The organism is Aeribacillus composti (assembly GCF_007827555.1).
Taxonomy (GTDB): domain Bacteria; phylum Bacillota; class Bacilli; order Bacillales; family Aeribacillaceae; genus Aeribacillus; species Aeribacillus composti.
In genome coordinates, this window is record NZ_VISS01000006.1 from 84,115 (window position 1) to 102,722 (window position 18,608).

The window sequence follows — 18,608 nt, forward strand, 5'->3', positions numbered from 1 at the left end:
GTTCATACTTGCTTTATTTTATCACAGATTTGCTTTCCTTTACTTTAGAGAAAGAGCATGCTTGGTATAATTTATGTTAAAATGATCAAAAACAAATGGTGTGATGAATCATGAAGAAAAAAATCGTGAGGTATTTGGCTATAGTATGTGCCGGGTTAGCCTTTGCGTTATTTTCCTATAATATCATTATACAATCTCAAAATGATCCACCGGTTTACGATGATGAGCAAGAGGGGCTAAAAGAGCAAATTAAAATCTATTTCAGCCATGTAGTGGCGGAGGATACGCCAAAAGGCTTGGCTGCACAAAGGTTTGCAGATTTGGTCGAGGAAAAGACGAAGGGCCGAGTAAAAGTGATTGTGTTTCCAAACGGTTCATTATATTCAGATAAAGATGAAATAGAAGCTTTAAGAAAAGGCAAAGTGCAAATGATTGCTCCTTCCTATTCAAACGTGGCAGAATTGGTTCCGGAATGGGAAGTGTTAGATTTACCGTTTATTTTTCAAAACGATGATAATGTTGAAAGGGTTTTAACAGGAAAAATTGGCGAAGAGCTGCTCAGTATGTTAGAACCGAAAGGATTTAAAGGACTGGCTTTTTGGGGAAATGGATTCAAACAAATGGTAAATAGTCAAATGTTTATGAAAAATCCGGATGATTTCAAAGACCAAAGATTTCGGATCATGCCTAATAAAGTCATAAAAAAACAATTTAACATGTTAGGAGCGGAACCGATTGCCCTCTCATTTGATCAAGTTTATGAATCATTAGAAGAGGAAGCATTTGACGGACAAGAAAACACAATTTCGAATATTTATTCAAAAAGATTTTATCAATTTCATCCGTATGTAACAATTAGCAATCACGGTTATTTAGGATATGTCGTAATGGTCAATGAAACATTTTGGAATCAGCTACCTAAAGACGTTCAAAAACAAATTATGAAAGCAATAGAAGAAACGACAGCTTGGAATATGAAGCAATCGAAACAGCAAAATATAAGACAGCTTGAAGAAATGAGGCAAAATCCAAATATACATATTCATACGTTAACGGAAAAAGAGCGAAAGAAATGGCAGGAACGATTTGTGCCGCTTTACCAAGAATATGAAGCGAAATATGGAAAGCTATTAAAAGAAATAAGAAATGCAGCAAGCTGAACTAGCCATTGTTTCAGCAAAAAATGGACTGTCCGCGAGGCGGCAGTCTTTTTTTATGGAATTTGAGAGAAAAAAAAGAGGTGTTATATTCGCCGCTCTCATCCATTTTTACGCATGATACACCACAAGAAATAGTCCAACGAGCATTCGGTGGAAAGATGTAAGATAAAGTACATGGACATCACAGCGGCTGAACTTTCTTTACAGGAATGGCTGAAATAAAACCTTTCAGCTTATCGGCAGTAACTATTTGAAACGAATGAATGATTCTAAGAAACTCGATCTCATGGTTTATCGCCCGTTGTGTTTTGATTTTTTTTTGGGTTACAAATGGACAATCGGTTATGAAAATGGTCATCGTTGGAGTTACGACTGAAGCATGAGAGTCGTTGGGCAGTAGTTAACCAGCTCTGTTAAGGAAGGAGAACAAGCCGTTTACGTTTCTTTGGAGTGACAAGCTCGTTAGACTTTAAGCGGGAGTAGTTGAAAAGCAAAAATGAATCTATTAAGAGTTTCTGCTTCTGTTTCCCAGAATGACTAGGGAGGTGCTGATCCTTTCTCATTTTTGGCCATTCAAATTAATTTTGAGACCAAAAAGAACAAAAAGATTAATAAAACCATAATATTAAAACTTTTTGAACATTCTATTAACATAAATGTACGGACGTTTGAAAACGTTATCAAAGGGGAAAGGAGAGAGATAGATGCGAATAAACTTTAAAAACCTGACTGTACAAGTTATTATCGGTATCATTTTAGGGATTACAGTTGGATTTTTATTCCCTGAGTTCGGGGCGAAATTAAAGATTTTGGCAGATATTTTTATTAAACTAGTGAAAATGGTGATTGCACCAATTGTATTTTTCACCGTTGTCATCGGCATCGGATCGATGGGTGATCTGAAAAAAGTAGGCAGGATCGGCGGGAAAGCTCTGATCTATTTTGAAATTGTTACGACGATTGCTCTTGCTATCGGGATCTTTGTTGTAAACATTATGAAGCCAGGTGAGGGCTTTAACACCGATAGTGTGCAAGGAAGCGATATTTCTCAATATACGAAACAAGCAGAGGAAACAAGTCACGGTGCTTTAGACTTTATCATGAGCATTGTGCCAGAAAATGCAGTGGGAGCGCTCGCAAACGGAGAACTCTTGCCGATTTTATTCTTCGCAGTCCTTTTCGGATTAGCAGCGGCAAGACTAGGGGAAAAAGCAAAACCTGTTATGAATTTGTTTGAACAATTGACAAATATCTTTTTTGGCATCGTAAATATGGTTATGAAAATTTCACCGATTGCAGCTTTTGGTGCAATGGCCTATACAATCGGAAATTTCGGTCTGGGATCGCTTGTGTCTTTAGGAAAATTAATGGCCTCTGTCTACATGACGATGTTCTTATTTATCGTGATCGTTTTGGGACTGATCACAAAATTTTACGGGTTCAGCATTTTAAAATTTATCGCATATATAAAGGAAGAAATATTGCTTGTGTTAGGAACTTCCTCCTCTGAATCCGCATTGCCAAAATTGATGGAAAAGCTTGAGAAGTACGGATGTTCTAAGTCTGTTGTTGGTCTTGTTGTTCCGACTGGGTATTCTTTTAACCTAGATGGAACGTCGATTTATTTGTCAATGGCGGCTATCTTTATTGCACAGGCATATGGGATCGATTTAACCATTTGGCAAGAACTGACTCTACTTGGAATTTTAATGCTGACTTCAAAGGGCGCTGCTGGTGTGACTGGATCCGGATTTATTACATTAGCCGCTACTTTGGCTGCATTTCCAATGGTTCCGGTTGAAGGAATTGCACTTCTCATCGGTGTTGACCGATTTATGTCAGAAGCCCGTGCGATTACGAATTTAATTGGAAACGGTGTCGCAACAGTTGTTGTGTCAAAAATGGAAGGAGAGTTTCATCCGGAAAAAGCTTCTCAAGAAGAGCAGGTTTCCAGTCAGGCGACTGGCACTGTATATGCTAACGAACAGTGATCCGAAAATTTGATAACAAATCAAAAAGAAAAGGATGTTGAAAGAATTCGGCATCCTTTTCTGTTTTGATATTGAAGGTTTCTCTTCAGCGAACTCTGTATAAAAAATGAAAAAAGGTGAAAAAATTTCAAGAACTGCTTAATATAAATAATGGGGAAATTATTGCAGAAAGGGAGTGGAACAAGGTGGTGCAGTCTCCAATTTTTTTAAAGCCTGTTTTTAAAGATCGAATTTGGGGTGGAACAAACCTTCGCACTCATTTTCATTACAAAATTCCAACGGAGACAACAGGAGAATGCTGGGCGATTTCTGCCCATCCGCATGGTCAAAGCATTGTAGCAGAAGGAAAGTTTAAAGGAAAAACATTGGGTGAATTATGGGACAACCATCGAGAATTGTTCGGCGGAATAAAAGGGGATCGATTTCCTCTCTTAACGAAAATTCTTGATGCAAACAACGATTTGTCCGTACAAGTGCATCCAGATGATGAATATGCAAAAAAGCACGAAAATGGTGAATTAGGAAAAACGGAGTGCTGGTATATCATTGACTGCTCAGAAAATGCGGAAATCATTTACGGTCATCATGCCAAAACGAAAAAAGAGCTCGTATCCATGATTCAAAGCGGAAAATGGGATCAATTGCTGAGAAGAGTAAAAATAAAACCGGGCGACTTCTTTTATGTTCCGAGCGGCACCATCCACGCCATCTGCAAAGGAACGCTCATCCTTGAAACGCAGCAAAGTTCTGATACGACTTACAGAGTGTATGATTACGACCGTGTAGATGCAAACGGAAATAAAAGAGAATTGCATTTGAAACAAGCGATAGAGGTGGCGACTGTTCCTCATAAAGATTACACGATTGAACGTTCTGTGGAAGTAAAGGAAGGAGCAACGATTACCACATTTATCAAAAACGAATTTTTTTCAGTTTACAAATGGGAGATTGACGGCGAAGGGAAGTTTGTTCAAAATCATCCGTTCCTTCTTGCAAGCGTGATTGAGGGAGACGGGGAGCTTACTCATGATGGCCGTTCATACACACTAAAAAAAGGGGCTCATTTTATTTTGCCGAACCAAACAGGCGATTTCGCAATAAAAGGAAAATGTGTTCTCATTGTATCTCATGTATAAAACATTTATCCCGACTCTTCTTTCTCCTTTTAAAGGAGGGAGAAGAATCGGGGTTTTTATTTAAAAAAGGTCATTCGGTTGAAGAAATACTTTCCCCAACTCAATTGTACCCCCATAGAAATTCGCCGATATACTTGTCCACTTTCGGATGCTCATGAAGACCGCTGTGTGTGGCAAGTTTATCTTTAACAATGATTTCATGATAATTTTCTAACGGAACAATATTTCTAGCGCTGAGAGCGCTCTGGATGGAGACAACTCCATCACTGTCTTTATACTCGGGATTGATCCCTGCGATATTGAGAACTTTCGTTTTTTTAGAAAATTGATCCCGGTTGTTCAATATTTCTAGTAAAGCATGAGAATCTGGTTTTAAATCAATGATTGCTTTACCTGTATTTAGCTTATGGTAAGATTCCTGTTCTATTCCTTGAAACGGGCTGCCTATGACCACCATTTTGCGGACAATCGGGTAATCCTTCAAGTTGTTCGTGTCCTCGATATATTTTGTCGAAACGAGTCCTCCCATCGAATGAGCCACAATGTATAGCTCGTCTACCGAATAGTTTTCTTTTAATAAGCGCATTGCCTTTTTCAGAGAATTTGCCGTTTCCTCAATACTTGTGCGGTTTTCCTCAAAAACAATTTGTATAAAAGGATTTTTTAAGTTTTGTGGGATTGTTCCGGAAATATGGACAATGCCCATGCGATCAACTCGAATGACCATTGATTTTGTTCCCCAGCGGTAATCATATTCAAAACGATGCAGCATATGTTGGAACGAGCGCATTGTTCCTTTATAGCCATGGACAAAGATGGTCGGAATTTGAGGTTCAATGCTTGCAAAAGAGTCGTTTGAATCGACATGCTTCGAGCGCCACGTAATAAAAAAAACGCTTAAAAGAAAAAACGTAAATAAAAAAATAGATGCCATTCGCCCCATCGTCGATTTTTTTCTCACGATAAGTTCACCTCGTAATGATAATATTATACTAATTTTTTGGTTTTATCATGGAATTTTTTTCTTTTTTTACAAAAAAGTTTAGAAATTTACCAAATTTTCTTGAAATTCGTGTATAATATACATCGAAAGAACTAGTAAAAAAGTCTAATGTCATGCAAGGATTGTCAAATAGTGAAGAAAAAGGGGTGAAAGAGTGGAGCAGGTCAAAAATTATATTTTAACTTGTGACACGCTAGCATTGCTTCCTTATTTTAATAAGTATGGAGAATGTTGGACAATTGTTATTGAGAAGTATGAAAAGTATCTTGTGAAAGAGAGGCCGAAAGACATTTTGGCAGAGAGCTGCAGCTATTACGGTGTGTCTCTTAAAGGCATCATAGACGCAGCTAAGAAAATTCTGCCGCACCAGCGTATGCTTCCTGTATGCATTCCTGTCCTCGATCTTTGTTTTTTCCCTACTAAATCAATGGAGCATTTAGACTGCCAATGGATTGCGCATTCGGCTATTCGACATGTCGTTTCAAAAGGAAAGCATTCAACAATCGTTTTAATCAATCATGAGAAAGTAGTAGTGGAGAAGCATATGAGTATCATTTACAACAAAATGAAAAGTGCGTCTCATATCAATGATACATATAAGAGAAGGATCAATGAGGGGAAGGAATACCATTCCTTTATTTTATATGAGAAGCCATCTTGTTATGATTGTAAACGAAAATCATAATGCTGCTGAATTATTCTAGGCTTGCGGGGATTTTTTATTATAGGGAATGGCGGCAGTTCTTATAAAAATGCGGTCGAATGGTGAACTGCCGCACTATTTTTTATTTTTCAGCGGTTTCCTTCTTTAATTCCAAATGTTTTTTCAGCTCGTTGGAAAGGGAAAGACGTTCATCTTCAGGCACAATATAGTAGTAAATGCCGTTAATTTTTTTTCCGCTCCCTTTTATTTGATGCTGAATGACATTTTTTCGGGCATCTTTGTAATTTTCTTGAATTGCCCACATTTCATCAAATGTAAGATTTGTTTTTACATTGTTTTCAATGACTTTAAACATTTCTCCAAATTTTGTAATGGATGTAATGCTTGCTCCCTTTTCAATAACCGCCTCAATAATTTGCCGCTGTCTTTCCTGGCGGCCGAAATCGCCCCTTGGATCATCATATCGCATTCTTGAATACGCAAGAGCTTTTTTGCCATCCAAGTGAATGGTTCCTTTTTCAAAATGGTAGCCCTCGTAAGTGAAATCTAAATCATTTTCAACCGTCACACCGCCGACTGCATCGACAATATCGCGAAAGCTTTCCATATTCACTTTGACAAAATAATCAACCGGCACATCTAAGAAATTTTCAACCGTTTTAATAGCCATTTCTGTTCCGCCGAAAGCGTAGGCGTGGTTAATTTTGTCTTGAATGCCTTTTCCGACAATTTCTGTTCTTGTATCGCGGGGAATGCTGACCATTTCCATTGACTGTTCTTTTGGATTGACTGTCATCAAAATGAGCGAATCAGACCGTCCTCGGTCTCCTTTTCTTTCATCAACACCCATCAGCAATATGGAAATAGGATCGCGATTTTTAAAGTTGACTTGCTGATCGCGTTTGTCTGATTTATCCCGCCCGATGTTTTCTTGAATGTTGGCAATGGTCGATTGTGCTTTGTTCCAAATGTAAAAGGCATAGGATCCCGTGGCAATAATGAAAACTCCAATGACTGATAACAAAATCCAGAGCCATTTCTTTCTCTTTTTTCTCTGTCTATCTGATCTCATAATTCCATCCCTCATTACTAAATTTATCTAATCTGATTATAAGTTTCCAATTCTATTAAGACAATATATTTGTGAGGAAAATATTTTCGTATACACTTGTCAGCACCGCTTGAAAAAATGAATTGACAGCATGGAACGGCAGGGCATTTTCCGCTATAATAAAGTGAGAAATTTGTCGTTTGGAGGATTATCTGTGAAAAAAAGGATTATTGTTAGTAATGTTGTCGTTTTATGTATAGCATCAATTATTGTCGGCCATTTTTACTGGAAACAAAAAATTTCAAAACCGACAGCTGCTCATGTGGAATCGTCTGCAGAAAATATAAAGGAAGACAATAGTAAACAAAATGATACGCGAGAGGACTACGCCAAAAATTTACCGGAGGATGTTCAGAAAAAAATCCAAACAGCATTAAAAGAAGAGAAACAATTGAACTTTGTAATTTGGGGATCTGAATCAGTTCCTTCCGATCAAAATGGGTGGCCGGAAAAACTGAAAAAGGAGCTTCTTTCTGCATATGGAGATGAGCTCTTTAACATCTCGATTGTTTCCGATGCTGAGGAGACAACCCATAGTGTATTGAATAAAAAATTATATAAAAAAATTGCAGACAAAAAGCCTGACATCCTCCTTTTCGAGCCGTTTATTTTGAATGATAACGGCGTTGTCGGCATTGACAATACTCTAAGCAACATTACGGACATCTTGCGGAAAATTCAAGAAGCAAATCCTGGCGTATCGATTATGCTGCAGCCTGCGCACCCGCTCTATGGTGCAAAATTTTATCCTAAGGAAGTAGATGCGCTCAAACAATATGCCGAAGAAAACCATTTTACATATTTAAACCATTGGGAAAATTGGCCGGATAAGGAAGACGAACAATTGAAGCAATACGTTACAGAAGACCGATCCAAACCGAGTGAAAAGGGAAATCAGGTATGGGGAGAGTATTTAATTAAATATTTTGTCGCTGCGGATTAATGATAAATTTTTTCGGAAGGAAGTATATAATATAACATTTTCCGGGAAATAGTGATTTTGTCGATTTTTTTGTTGAGAATGGTAGCTTAGCCAAAGATCAACGTCAAGGCAAAACGCTGTCATTTTTTAGTTGTTGTTACCATAGTGTTGCTAGCTGTCGGTTCATAATATATGAAACAATAGTGAGGATTGTGCTAAATAAAAAAAAGCTTCATCCCTGTCTACTGATTTAGGCACATTTTTTTTGCGGCAACTAAGACATAGTCAAAAGAAATACTGCGAATTGCGATTGTTGACAAGCATTCCATAGGAAGCTGGCTGCCTTTGAATTCTTATCGGCATATGCAGAGAAAAACGAGAGGTTGGAGAACGTTTTTAAATTTGTATAGAAAAGTATAGGATTTGCTCCAAATTGTGCGACAGATCCTAAGCTTCGCCAATGAGTCGAAAGGGTCAACTTTATGAATCAAATTTATGAATCAAAACATTTATCGGCAGCGAGATGTTCGCTATTCTGCTAGAGCATCACCGACTAACTTGGTTACCCTGAGGCAATTGTATCCTTTATTCTAAGCCGAGATGAACTAAAGGAGGACTTTTTGGAATATTCGATTAGAAAACGGAAATATTAGGTAAAAAATAAGGGGAATCTCAAGAAATTTACAAATCAGTTTTATTAAAAATGTTAAGATATATTATGTTCGAAAAAAATTTGTGAAGGTGATGTTCTTGAAAAAAATTAAAGTAATGACGATTTTTGGAACTAGACCTGAAGCAATAAAAATGTCTCCGTTAGTGCTGGAACTCAAAAAACATACAGACAAAATCGAGTCATTTGTAACCGTTACGGCACAACATCGCCAAATGCTTGATCAAGTATTGGATGTTTTCGGTATCGTTCCGGATTATGATTTGAATATTATGAGGAATCGGCAAACGTTAGTTGATATTACGACAAGAGGATTAGAAGGCTTAGATGGCATAATGAAAAAAGTAAAGCCTGACATTGTTCTTGTTCATGGAGATACCACGACAACATTTATTGCTAGTTTAGCTGCGTTTTATAACCAGATTGCCGTTGGTCATGTGGAGGCGGGGCTTCGCACTAATAATAAATTTTCTCCATTTCCAGAGGAAATGAACCGCCAATTAACAGGAATTTTGGCGGATTTGCATTTTGCTCCCACTAAGAAAGCATTTGAAAATTTAATAAAAGAGAATAAGCCGGAAGATTCGATTTTTATAACAGGCAATACGGCAATAGATGCTTTAAAAACAACAGTAACAGATGATTATCACCACGAAATTTTTGATGAAATTGGAAATGACCGAATGATACTGCTTACTGCACACCGACGCGAAAACTTAGGGCATCCGATGAGAAGTATGTTCCGGGCCATTAAAAGATTAGTAAAAGAATTTGCTGATATCCAGGTTGTTTACCCTGTTCACCTTAATCCGGCTGTTCGCGAGGTAGCAGTTGAAATTCTCGGAAATGACAGCAGGATTCATTTAATTGAACCACTGGGAGTTTTGGACTTTCACAATTTTGCCGCCCGTTCCCATATTATCCTGACAGACTCCGGCGGCGTGCAGGAAGAGGCTCCGTCTTTAGGCGTACCTGTTTTAGTTCTCCGCGATACAACTGAACGACCTGAAGGAATTGAAGCAGGAACCTTGAAGCTTGCCGGTACTGATGAAGAACAAATATATCAATTAGCTAAACAACTGCTTACAGACGAAAAGGTATACCAGAAAATGTCGCAAGCATCCAATCCTTACGGAGACGGCAAGGCATCAGAACGAATTGTAAAGGGGATTCTGTATTATTTTGGTTTTGAAGATATAAAGCCGAATTCATTTGAGATTATTTAACAACAAATTTTTCAAAAAGGGTAAATTCCTGCAGGAAGACTTTTTTCAATGGATAGCATCTCGTCTATGTTAAAATATTAGTTTGAAATTAAATTTGTTAAGGCTTATAATGGATGATGTGCAAAAAAATGAAAGGCCTTTTATTTTGATTTGACAGTTCATTTGTAATGTAAAAATTAAATTTGATAAATGTTGTATTAAAAAGTTATAATAATGTAAATTAAATGTAAATCCTTTGTGGATTTTTTTGTTTATTATGATAATATAACAGAATTATATAAATATGAATGGTTCTTTGGATACTTTCCTTAAAATTAGGAGGGATAAGGGTGAAGAAAGTTATTACTTATGGAACATTTGATTTGCTGCATTGGGGTCATATCAATCTATTAAAAAGAGCGAAAGAACTTGGGGATTATTTAATTGTCGGTCTTTCAACAGATGAGTTTAATGAGCAAAAAATGAAAAAATCTTATCATTCATATGAAAATAGAAAATTAATCCTTGAGTCAATTCGATATGTCGATGAAGTTATTCCTGAAGAATCTTGGGATCAAAAAGTTCGTGACATCCAAGAACATGATGTGGATATTTTTGTAATGGGCGATGACTGGGAAGGACATTTTGATTTTTTGAAAGATTACTGCCAAGTAATATATTTACCAAGAACAATTGGCATTTCGACAACAAAAATTAAAAAGGACTTAATGATAAAAAATGGTTAGGGAATTAGCTATATGGCTTTACTTGATTATTTTTAAAACATTTTTTCAAATTTTTAGCCTTTTCCCGCTGAAAGATAAAGCGGCATTTGTTGTTTCGTTTGGCGATAATTCTTTATATGTTTATAGGGCTTTACGGAAACAAAATGTGAATATAGAAGTAATCTTTTTAGCAAAACAAAAAACTGATTTTTTAAAAGAAGTCGATGAACCTGTTTTATCTTTTGAAACGGCGAATGTCATAGACATGATTCAATCGATTTACCATCTCGCTACTTCAAAATATATATTTATTGACAACTACTACGGTTTCCTATCGGCTGTTTCGTTTAAAAAAGAAGTTCAATGCATCCAACTATGGCATGCTGTAGGAGCCTTAAAACAGTTCGGTTTAAAAGATTTATCTATTAAAAAGCGATCAAAAAGGGCTCAAAAAAGATTTTTAAAAGTGTATGAAAAATTTCATAAAGTTGTTGTCGGTTCGAATGAGATGGCCAAAATATTTATGGAGTCGTTTAATCTCACCTCTGATCGGATTTTAAAAACAGGGGTTCCACGTACCGACCTTTTTTTTGACTTAAAAAGCAAAAAAAAGATTCGAGACCATTGGTTTTCTCGTTTTCCGATAATGAAAAATAAAAAAGTAATCTTATATGCTCCGACATATCGAGATAACTTAATAGAAAATTTTCGGATTCAGTTAGACTTCAAAAAAATGTACGATGCTTTATGCGATGAATATATTATCATCATAAAATTGCATCCTGCAGTTCGCGAGCAGGCAAAAAATTTAGAATCAACCTATAACGGTTTTGTCTATGATTTGTCTGAATATGACAATATCAATGAATTGCTAATTATTACAGATATATTAATTACTGATTATTCTTCGGTGCCTTTTGAGTTTTCATTACTTCAACGGCCTATGCTGTTCTTTGTTTATGATTTTGATCAATATAGCCATACAAGGGGGATTATAGAAAATTATCAAAAAGAAGTTCCGGGGCCGATAGTCTATAACACGGATGAAATTATTCAGCATATTAAGAAAGGTGACTATAATATTGAAAGCATTGTTGAATTTTCGAAAAAATGGAATCAATATTCGGACGGAAAATCTAGTGAAAGGTTAGTTAGGGAACTGTTTCAATCGGATTATTTTATGTATAAGGGTGTAAGTTATGAATCAAAAATTCATGGGATTGGTAAAGAAATTCAAGGTTAAGTCATTGGTGGTAAAGCTGTACAAATTGATCTTTATGATCCTTTCCCAACTTCCCGTAAAAAAAAATCTCATTGTTTTTGAAAGCTACTTAGGAAAACAATATAGCTGCAATCCCAGGGCAATCTATGAGTATTTGCAGAAGCATCATCCGGAATTCAAAATGGTTTGGAGTGTACAGAAAGGGTATACAGATGTTTTTGTAGAAAAAAAAGTGCCTTATCTTAAACGTTTTTCTCTAAAATGGTTGATTGCAATGGCTAGGGCGGAATATTGGGTTTTCAACACCCGGCTTCCGCTTTGGATCCCGAAGCCAAAGCATACAATATACTTACAAACTTGGCATGGCACACCGTTGAAAAAGCTGGCAAATGATATGGAAGAAGTCCATATGCCAGGAACGAATACTGAAAAATATAAGCGAAATTTCACCAATGCAGCAAAACGATGGGATTACTTAATTTCACCCAATCAATATTCAACCGAAATATTTGCACGGGCTTTTAAATTTGAAAAAACAATTTTAGAAACAGGATATCCAAGGAATGATTTTTTGTATACACATAACACAAAGCAAATAATTGATCAATTAAAGAAAAAATTGGATATTCCAGTAAAGAAAAAAGTGATTCTCTACGCTCCTACATGGCGGGATGATCAGTTTTATCAAGTAGGAAAATATAAATTTGATTTAGCCCTTGATTTAGGAAAACTAAAAGAACGATTAAAAGATGATTATGTCATTCTGCTAAGAATGCATTATTTAATTGCAGAAAACCTTGATTTAAGTAATTTTGAAGGGTTTGCTTATGATGTATCTGATTATGAAGATATTCGCGATTTGTATTTAATTTCAGATCTTCTCATCACAGATTATTCATCCGTATTTTTCGATTATGCTAATTTAAAACGACCGATCATCTTTTTTGTATATGACATCGACAGTTATCGAAATAAACTTCGCGGTTTCTATTTTGACATTGAAAAAGAAGCTCCCGGTCCATTAGCATATACTACAGATGAGGTACTGCAACAAATTTCTTATTTTGAACGCAATAATTTTGAAGTTTCGCATTCATTTGAAATGTTCTATAATAAATTTTGTTATTTGGAAGACGGTGAAGCTTCCAAAAGGGTTGTGGAAAGTGTGTTTTTTTAATGATTTAAAACCTTGTGAAAGGATTAACTACTATAAAATAAAACGGCCGATCATTTTTTGATAATGAATAGAAAGTAGTAAAATTAAAATAGTATCAAGGTGAGGGTTATTAGCCTTGATTGTTTTTCAGCTTTATATTGAGTATAATTCTAACAGTAGTCAAAAAGTTGAATACTTATAGCTATTGAAAGGAATTTCTTCATGAAATCTGCTATAACCGTTATAAAAGAGCAAATAAATCATTTTTATTTAATTAGAAGACTTTCGTTATATGAATTAAAAAGCAAAAACAAAAATAATTACTTAGGAATGGCATGGGAAGTCATTAATCCATTAATTCAAATATTAATTTATTGGTTTGTATTTGGTAGCATCCAAAAAAGAGCTGATATTCAAGTAATACCTGGGATGGATGTTCCTTTTATTGCATGGTTAATGGGTGGATTTATTCTTTGGACCTTCTTTTATCAATCGACAATACAAGGTTCAAAATCGATTTACACTCGATTAGCCATGTTATCTAAAATGAACTTTCCGATGAGTGCAATCCCTAGTTTTGTTATATTTTCTCAATTCTATGTCCATTTATTCATGTTAATAATAGTTTTAATATTGCTCCAATTCATGGGATACTTTATAAATGTTTATTATTTACAGCTCATTTATTTTATGTTTGCTACTATTTGTTTATTATTTGCTGTATCTTTAATTATGTCTACATTGTCAACTATCATTCGGGACGTTCATATGTTCTTAAATGCGACATTACGAATGTTTCTCTATTTGTCGCCAGTTTTATGGCCAATTTCAGCTGTTTTAGATAATGCTACAATCATAACAATTTTGAAATTAAATCCTTTATACTATTTAATTGAAGGATATCGTTCTGCTTTCTTTGGAACTGAGTGGTATTTCATAACGAATTGGGAATATACACTTTATTTTTGGGGACTGGTCATAGTATTGTTCTTATTTGGTTCAATGCTACACATGAAATTTAGAAGACATTTTATCGATTACTTATAAAGGCTTGTGGTATGATGGAGAAGGCAATAATAGTTAAAAACGTAACAAAAAAATATAAATTATATAACGGAATGAAAGAAAGAATTTTAGACCTAATTACGCCTAAATCCTATGGTGAGGACTTTTATGCTTTGAGAAATGTAAGTTTTGAAGTTGAAAAAGGGGATGTTGTTGGGTTTCTAGGAATAAATGGTTCGGGAAAATCGACTTTATCAAATATCATTGCAGGCATTGTTCCTGAAACATCCGGTATTGTTCAAGTCAATGGCGATGCTGCTTTGATTGCTGTGTCAGCTGGTTTAAAAGGTGAGTTAACAGGAAGAGATAATATTGAACTAAAGTGTTTAATGCTTGGATTTAGCAAAGAAGAGATCAAGCGAATGGAACCGGATATAATCGAATTTTCTGAGCTAGGGAAATTTATTGATCAACCGGTAAAATCTTATTCAAGTGGAATGAAGTCACGTTTGGGTTTTGCTATCTCTGTCAATATAAATCCGGACATATTAATTATAGATGAAGCGTTATCTGTCGGAGACAAGGCGTTTGCTGAAAAAAGTTTTGAAAAAATGAAAGAATTTAAAAAACAAGGGAAAACGATGATTTTTGTCAGCCATTCGATCGGACAAATGAAACAGTTCTGTGATAAGATTTTGTGGCTTGAATTCGGAATGGTAAAAGACTTTGGCGAGGTGAACGAGGTTATCCCTAAATACGAAGATTTCATAAATAAATGGAAGAAAATGTCTAACGAAGAAAGAGAACATTACAAAAATGAAGCATATAAAAAACATCAAAAATGTGCAAATTAATTTAAAAACGGGGAGTGATGATTTATAAACACTTCCCGTTTTTTTATCAGTTCAAAATATTACATTACAGTTTAACTCCTTTATTCTCTAGCATTCACACTAATTTCGTTTCTGAAAAATTGCAATTGTATATTTAAGAGAATAAAGTGAACAATTGAATACATTCCGATTTTAGTAAATTTATAGAGAGTTGCAACGGCATATATATGCCTTGTCAATATGTTTTGTTTTATTTTAGAAGAAGGCATAATTCTCAACGACACACATATTTTTCTGTAAAAGAAATAACATGTATGGTTATGTTTTACTTTAATTATTATATTTAGTAAAAATTCAATTTAAATCATAAGATATTATGTTATAATAATAAAGGCTTTTAGCGCAATGTTGTTATTTTGATGGAAGGGAGGAAACAATGAGAAAGTTATCAATTTCATGTATTGTTTTATTGATTTTGTCTAGCTTTTCTTCGGCAGTTTTTGCGGATCAAAGCTTAGCAAATCAAAATAATGCTTCCATTAATAATGAAAGTGAGCAAGATGTAAATTCCATGGAACAGGAAGCGATTAATGAAGGGGAACAGGATTTAAAACCTCCAGATCAGGATATAAATTCTGAAAACGAATCAGCTTCAAATGATGAAAGTATTCTAGATGAAAGTCAACAAAACATAAGATCAGAACAAACAAATAATATTGACGAAAATATTGTTGAAAAATCTAATAACATTGATAGTCATGCTGTGAAAAATGAGGAAAATGAAGAGCAGCAAGAAAAAGATGAGACAGTGAAAGAGACAGTAGAAAACAAATCATCTATTAAAATGGGTTCCTTTTCTATTAGTCAAACTGCAGATTCAAATGTTGTAAATGAAACTGCAACTAGCAAACTAGGACACATAAAAACAAGATCAGTAAAAATTTATAAGAATTTAAATGATTTTACTCAATCATTTGAAGCTGGGGAAGAGTATACAAATCGGGTTTACTACATAAAAAAACAAGCCTCTGTTAATGGAGAACTATTTTATTTGCTAAGTTTAAGAGCTAGTAGTACCATTGGTGTTGTTGGTTGGGCAAAAGCAAGTGATATATCATCCCATGATCATAAGACAATAGACAGCAGAAGCAAATTGCTTTATATCAAAGGAACAGGCAGTGCTTATAGCAAGGCTTGGGGTGGAAAGAAAGATTTAGTTTATGAGGATCTTTCACAATTTAAAAATCAGAAGTTTCAAGTAGACCTAACTGAAACAGTTGGCAACAATGTATGGTATAGAGGATGGCTAAATGGGGAAAAGGTATTTATACATTCAAGCTATGTGAGTTTGGAATCGGTAAAAGAGAGTGCAACAAGCAAGCTAGGGCATATACGGACACGAGAAGTAAAAATTTACAAAACATTAGGAGACCCATCGACAGCTTTTACATCCGGTGCGGAATATACCAACCGAGTATACTATATTAAAAAACAAGCAACGATGAATGGTGAACTGTATTATTTACTTAGCCTCCAACCAAGTAGTACATCAGGTTTAGTGGGCTGGGTGAATGAAAAGGATATGTCAGTTCATCCTCATACATCAGTTGATAAAAAATCAAAAGTATTTTCCATCAAAGGAACAGGCAGTGCTTATAGCAAGGCCTGGGGTGGAAAGAAAGATTTAGTTTATGAGGATCTTTCACAATTTAAAAATCAGAAGTTTCAAGTAGACCTAACTGAAACAGTTGGCAACAATGTATGGTATAGAGGATGGCTAAATGGGAAAAAGGTATTTATACATTCAAGCTATGTGAGTTTGGAATCGGTGAAAGAGAGTGCAACAAGCAAGCTAGGACATATACGGACACGAGAAGTAAAAATTTACAAAACATTAGGAGACCCATCGACAGCTTTTACATCCGGTGCGGAATATACCAACCGAGTATACTATATTAAAAAACAAGCAACGATGAATGGTGAACTGTATTATTTACTTAGCCTCCAACCAAGTAGTACATCAGGTTTAGTGGGCTGGGTGAATGAAAAGGATATGTCAGTTCATCCTCATACATCAGTTGATAAAAAATCAAAAGTATTTTTCATCAAAGGAACAGGCAGTGCTTATAGCAAGGCCTGGGGTGGAAAGAAAGATTTAGTTTATGAAAATCTTTCCCAATATAAAAATCAGATCTTCCGCGTTCACTTGACGGAAAATGTAGGAAAAAATGTTTGGTACCGCGGGACATTAAACGGAAAAACAGTATTTATCCATTCAAGCTATGTGACAAATGCTCAAGAAACTGCCACCAGCAAGCTAGGACATATACGGACACGAGAAGTAAAAATTTACAAAACATTAGGAGACCCATCGACAGCTTTTACATCCGGTGCGGAGTATACCAATCAAGTGTATTATATTAAAAAACAAGCGACGGTGAATGGCCAACTCTATTATTTGCTCAGCCTTCAACCAAGCAGTACATCAGGGTTAGTTGGATGGGTTAAAGAAGAGGATATGTCAGTGCGTACTCACAATACAGTTGATAAAAAATCAAAAGTATTTTTTGTGAAAGGGACTGGAAGCGCCTATAATAAAGCCTGGGGCGGAAAGAAAAATTTAGTCTATGAAGATTTATCTCAGTATGAAACAAATCTTTTTAGAGTTCATTTGACTGAAAAGGTAGGCAATAACACTTGGTATAGAGGAACGCTAGATGGAAAAACCGTTTGGATCCATAGTTCTTTTTTATATACAACGTTGTATAAAAATTACAATATTACCCTTGATGAGATGGTTAATATTCAAATGAAGGCCAATCCAGTAACAGATAAGTACGGTATAACTTATAAACTGTGGATTAGAGAAGATGCCTTTGAAAAAATTTATACGAAAAACGGTCAAAAATATGGACTTGTTAAAGCAGATGCAAATTGGAAAATTAGAAGAGGTCCAAGTACGAGTTATCCTGAATACGAGCGAGTAAGAAATGTAGACCTTCCTATTTATGGTAGCGCTAAAAGTGAGGATAATGACGGAAAGATTTGGTACCATGTGAAAAACACTAGATGGGGACTTGCCAGCAAAGCTGATGTAAAATATTATTTGGATCCAAACAATTTCACAAACGATCTTCGGGGATTGTTGCAGTTTTTGAAACTGTCTGCTAGTGCTAATCTGAATGCGGCAGAGGTTAATAATAAAATTTTATATAATAAAGGGATTTTAAAAGGCAAAGCAAGTTCTTTTATAGAAGCTGGCCAAAAATACGGAATAAATGAAATTTATTTAATCTCCCACGCACTGCTGGAGACAGGAAATGGGACATCTGCTCTTGCAAATGGTATAAAATACAACGGAAAAACTGTGTATAATATGTATGGAATAGGTGCTTATGATAATTGCGCAGTAGAATGCGGTGTTAAAAGAGCATATGATGAAGGATGGTTTACACCTGAAAAAGCTATTGTTGGCGGTGCGAAGTTTATTGCTGAAAAGTATGTTTACGATGGGCGGGACACTTTATATAAAATGCGATGGGATCCTGATTTTGCTGATGTAAACAAAAGATACGGAAAGCAATATGCTACAGATATCGGTTGGGCATATAAACAAACAGCTAGTATGTATAATATGTACAAATTACTAGATTCGTATACTTTGGTTCTTGAAATACCGGAGTATAAAAAATAAGTGATAAAAAAAGCTATTCAAAAGTATTTCCTTTTGAATAGCTTTTTTTAGTTCTTTATTTTTGGGAAAATTGGCCGATAAGATAATATAGAGTAAAAGTTGGGAAGTAGG

Annotated in this window: 13 protein-coding genes and 1 pseudogene; 12 read left to right on the forward strand and 2 right to left on the reverse strand. The window is 35.3% G+C overall.

Annotated features, from left to right (window positions below; translation table 11 throughout):
* Positions 1-110: 110 nt before the first annotated feature.
* The 3 genes from FB379_RS04920 (at position 111) to manA (ending at position 4,287) form a co-directional block, all read left to right on the forward strand.
* Positions 111-1,160 (forward strand): DctP family TRAP transporter solute-binding subunit, encoded by a 1,050-nt coding sequence (locus FB379_RS04920; RefSeq protein WP_063386325.1) that lies wholly within the window; start codon positions 111-113, stop codon positions 1,158-1,160.
* A 704-nt stretch (positions 1,161-1,864) separates the two neighbouring features.
* The gene (locus FB379_RS04925; RefSeq protein WP_063386324.1) at positions 1,865-3,151 is read left to right on the forward strand and encodes a dicarboxylate/amino acid:cation symporter; all 1,287 of its coding nucleotides are present in this window, start codon (positions 1,865-1,867) and stop codon (positions 3,149-3,151) included.
* A gap of 185 nt (positions 3,152-3,336) precedes the next feature.
* Complete coding sequence (gene manA / locus FB379_RS04930; RefSeq protein ID WP_063386323.1) at positions 3,337-4,287, forward strand: mannose-6-phosphate isomerase, class I; 951 nt, start codon at positions 3,337-3,339, stop codon at positions 4,285-4,287.
* Positions 4,288-4,387: 100 nt separating this feature from the next.
* Here manA and FB379_RS04935 read toward each other — a convergent pair whose 3' ends face one another.
* Positions 4,388-5,248: an alpha/beta hydrolase gene (locus FB379_RS04935; RefSeq protein WP_082829352.1), complete on the reverse strand. Its 861-nt coding sequence runs from the start codon at positions 5,246-5,248 to the stop codon at positions 4,388-4,390.
* A 196-nt stretch (positions 5,249-5,444) separates the two neighbouring features.
* On the opposite strand from FB379_RS04935, the gene FB379_RS04940 reads away from it, so the two are divergent.
* Positions 5,445-5,975 (forward strand): competence protein ComK, encoded by a 531-nt coding sequence (locus tag FB379_RS04940; protein WP_144597214.1) that lies wholly within the window; start codon positions 5,445-5,447, stop codon positions 5,973-5,975.
* Positions 5,976-6,075: 100 nt separating this feature from the next.
* Here FB379_RS04940 and tagU read toward each other — a convergent pair whose 3' ends face one another.
* Positions 6,076-7,026: a polyisoprenyl-teichoic acid--peptidoglycan teichoic acid transferase TagU gene (tagU, locus tag FB379_RS04945; protein ID WP_144597217.1), complete on the reverse strand. Its 951-nt coding sequence runs from the start codon at positions 7,024-7,026 to the stop codon at positions 6,076-6,078.
* Positions 7,027-7,219: 193 nt separating this feature from the next.
* Between tagU and FB379_RS04950 the strand changes: the two genes are divergently transcribed.
* From FB379_RS04950 to FB379_RS04985, 8 genes and pseudogenes are all read left to right on the forward strand, one after another.
* Entirely contained in the window at positions 7,220-8,008 is a 789-nt protein-coding gene (locus tag FB379_RS04950) for an SGNH/GDSL hydrolase family protein (RefSeq protein ID WP_144597219.1), read from the forward strand.
* 747 nt (positions 8,009-8,755) lie between these two features.
* The gene (gene wecB, locus FB379_RS04955; RefSeq protein ID WP_375338798.1) at positions 8,756-9,883 is read left to right on the forward strand and encodes a non-hydrolyzing UDP-N-acetylglucosamine 2-epimerase; all 1,128 of its coding nucleotides are present in this window, start codon (positions 8,756-8,758) and stop codon (positions 9,881-9,883) included.
* Between the two features lie 329 nt (positions 9,884-10,212).
* The gene (gene tagD / locus FB379_RS04960; RefSeq protein ID WP_066246898.1) at positions 10,213-10,608 is read left to right on the forward strand and encodes a glycerol-3-phosphate cytidylyltransferase; all 396 of its coding nucleotides are present in this window, start codon (positions 10,213-10,215) and stop codon (positions 10,606-10,608) included.
* The gene (locus FB379_RS04965) at positions 10,601-11,830 is read left to right on the forward strand and encodes a CDP-glycerol glycerophosphotransferase family protein (protein ID WP_144597223.1); all 1,230 of its coding nucleotides are present in this window, start codon (positions 10,601-10,603) and stop codon (positions 11,828-11,830) included. The genes tagD and FB379_RS04965 overlap by 8 nt, the downstream gene beginning before the upstream one ends.
* A 4-nt stretch (positions 11,831-11,834) precedes the next feature.
* Positions 11,835-12,986: pseudogene (locus tag FB379_RS04970) on the forward strand (CDP-glycerol glycerophosphotransferase family protein); the annotation flags it as partial.
* Positions 12,987-13,187: 201 nt separating this feature from the next.
* Positions 13,188-14,012: an ABC transporter permease gene (locus tag FB379_RS04975; protein WP_144597226.1), complete on the forward strand. Its 825-nt coding sequence runs from the start codon at positions 13,188-13,190 to the stop codon at positions 14,010-14,012.
* A 14-nt stretch (positions 14,013-14,026) separates the two neighbouring features.
* Positions 14,027-14,824 carry a teichoic acids export ABC transporter ATP-binding subunit TagH gene (gene tagH / locus FB379_RS04980; protein WP_066247023.1) on the forward strand — a complete coding sequence of 266 codons (798 nt, stop codon included), beginning with the start codon at positions 14,027-14,029 and terminating at the stop codon, positions 14,822-14,824.
* Between the two features lie 415 nt (positions 14,825-15,239).
* Complete coding sequence (locus FB379_RS04985) at positions 15,240-18,497, forward strand: N-acetylglucosaminidase (protein WP_144597228.1); 3,258 nt, start codon at positions 15,240-15,242, stop codon at positions 18,495-18,497.
* The last annotated feature ends 111 nt before the right edge of the window (positions 18,498-18,608 follow it).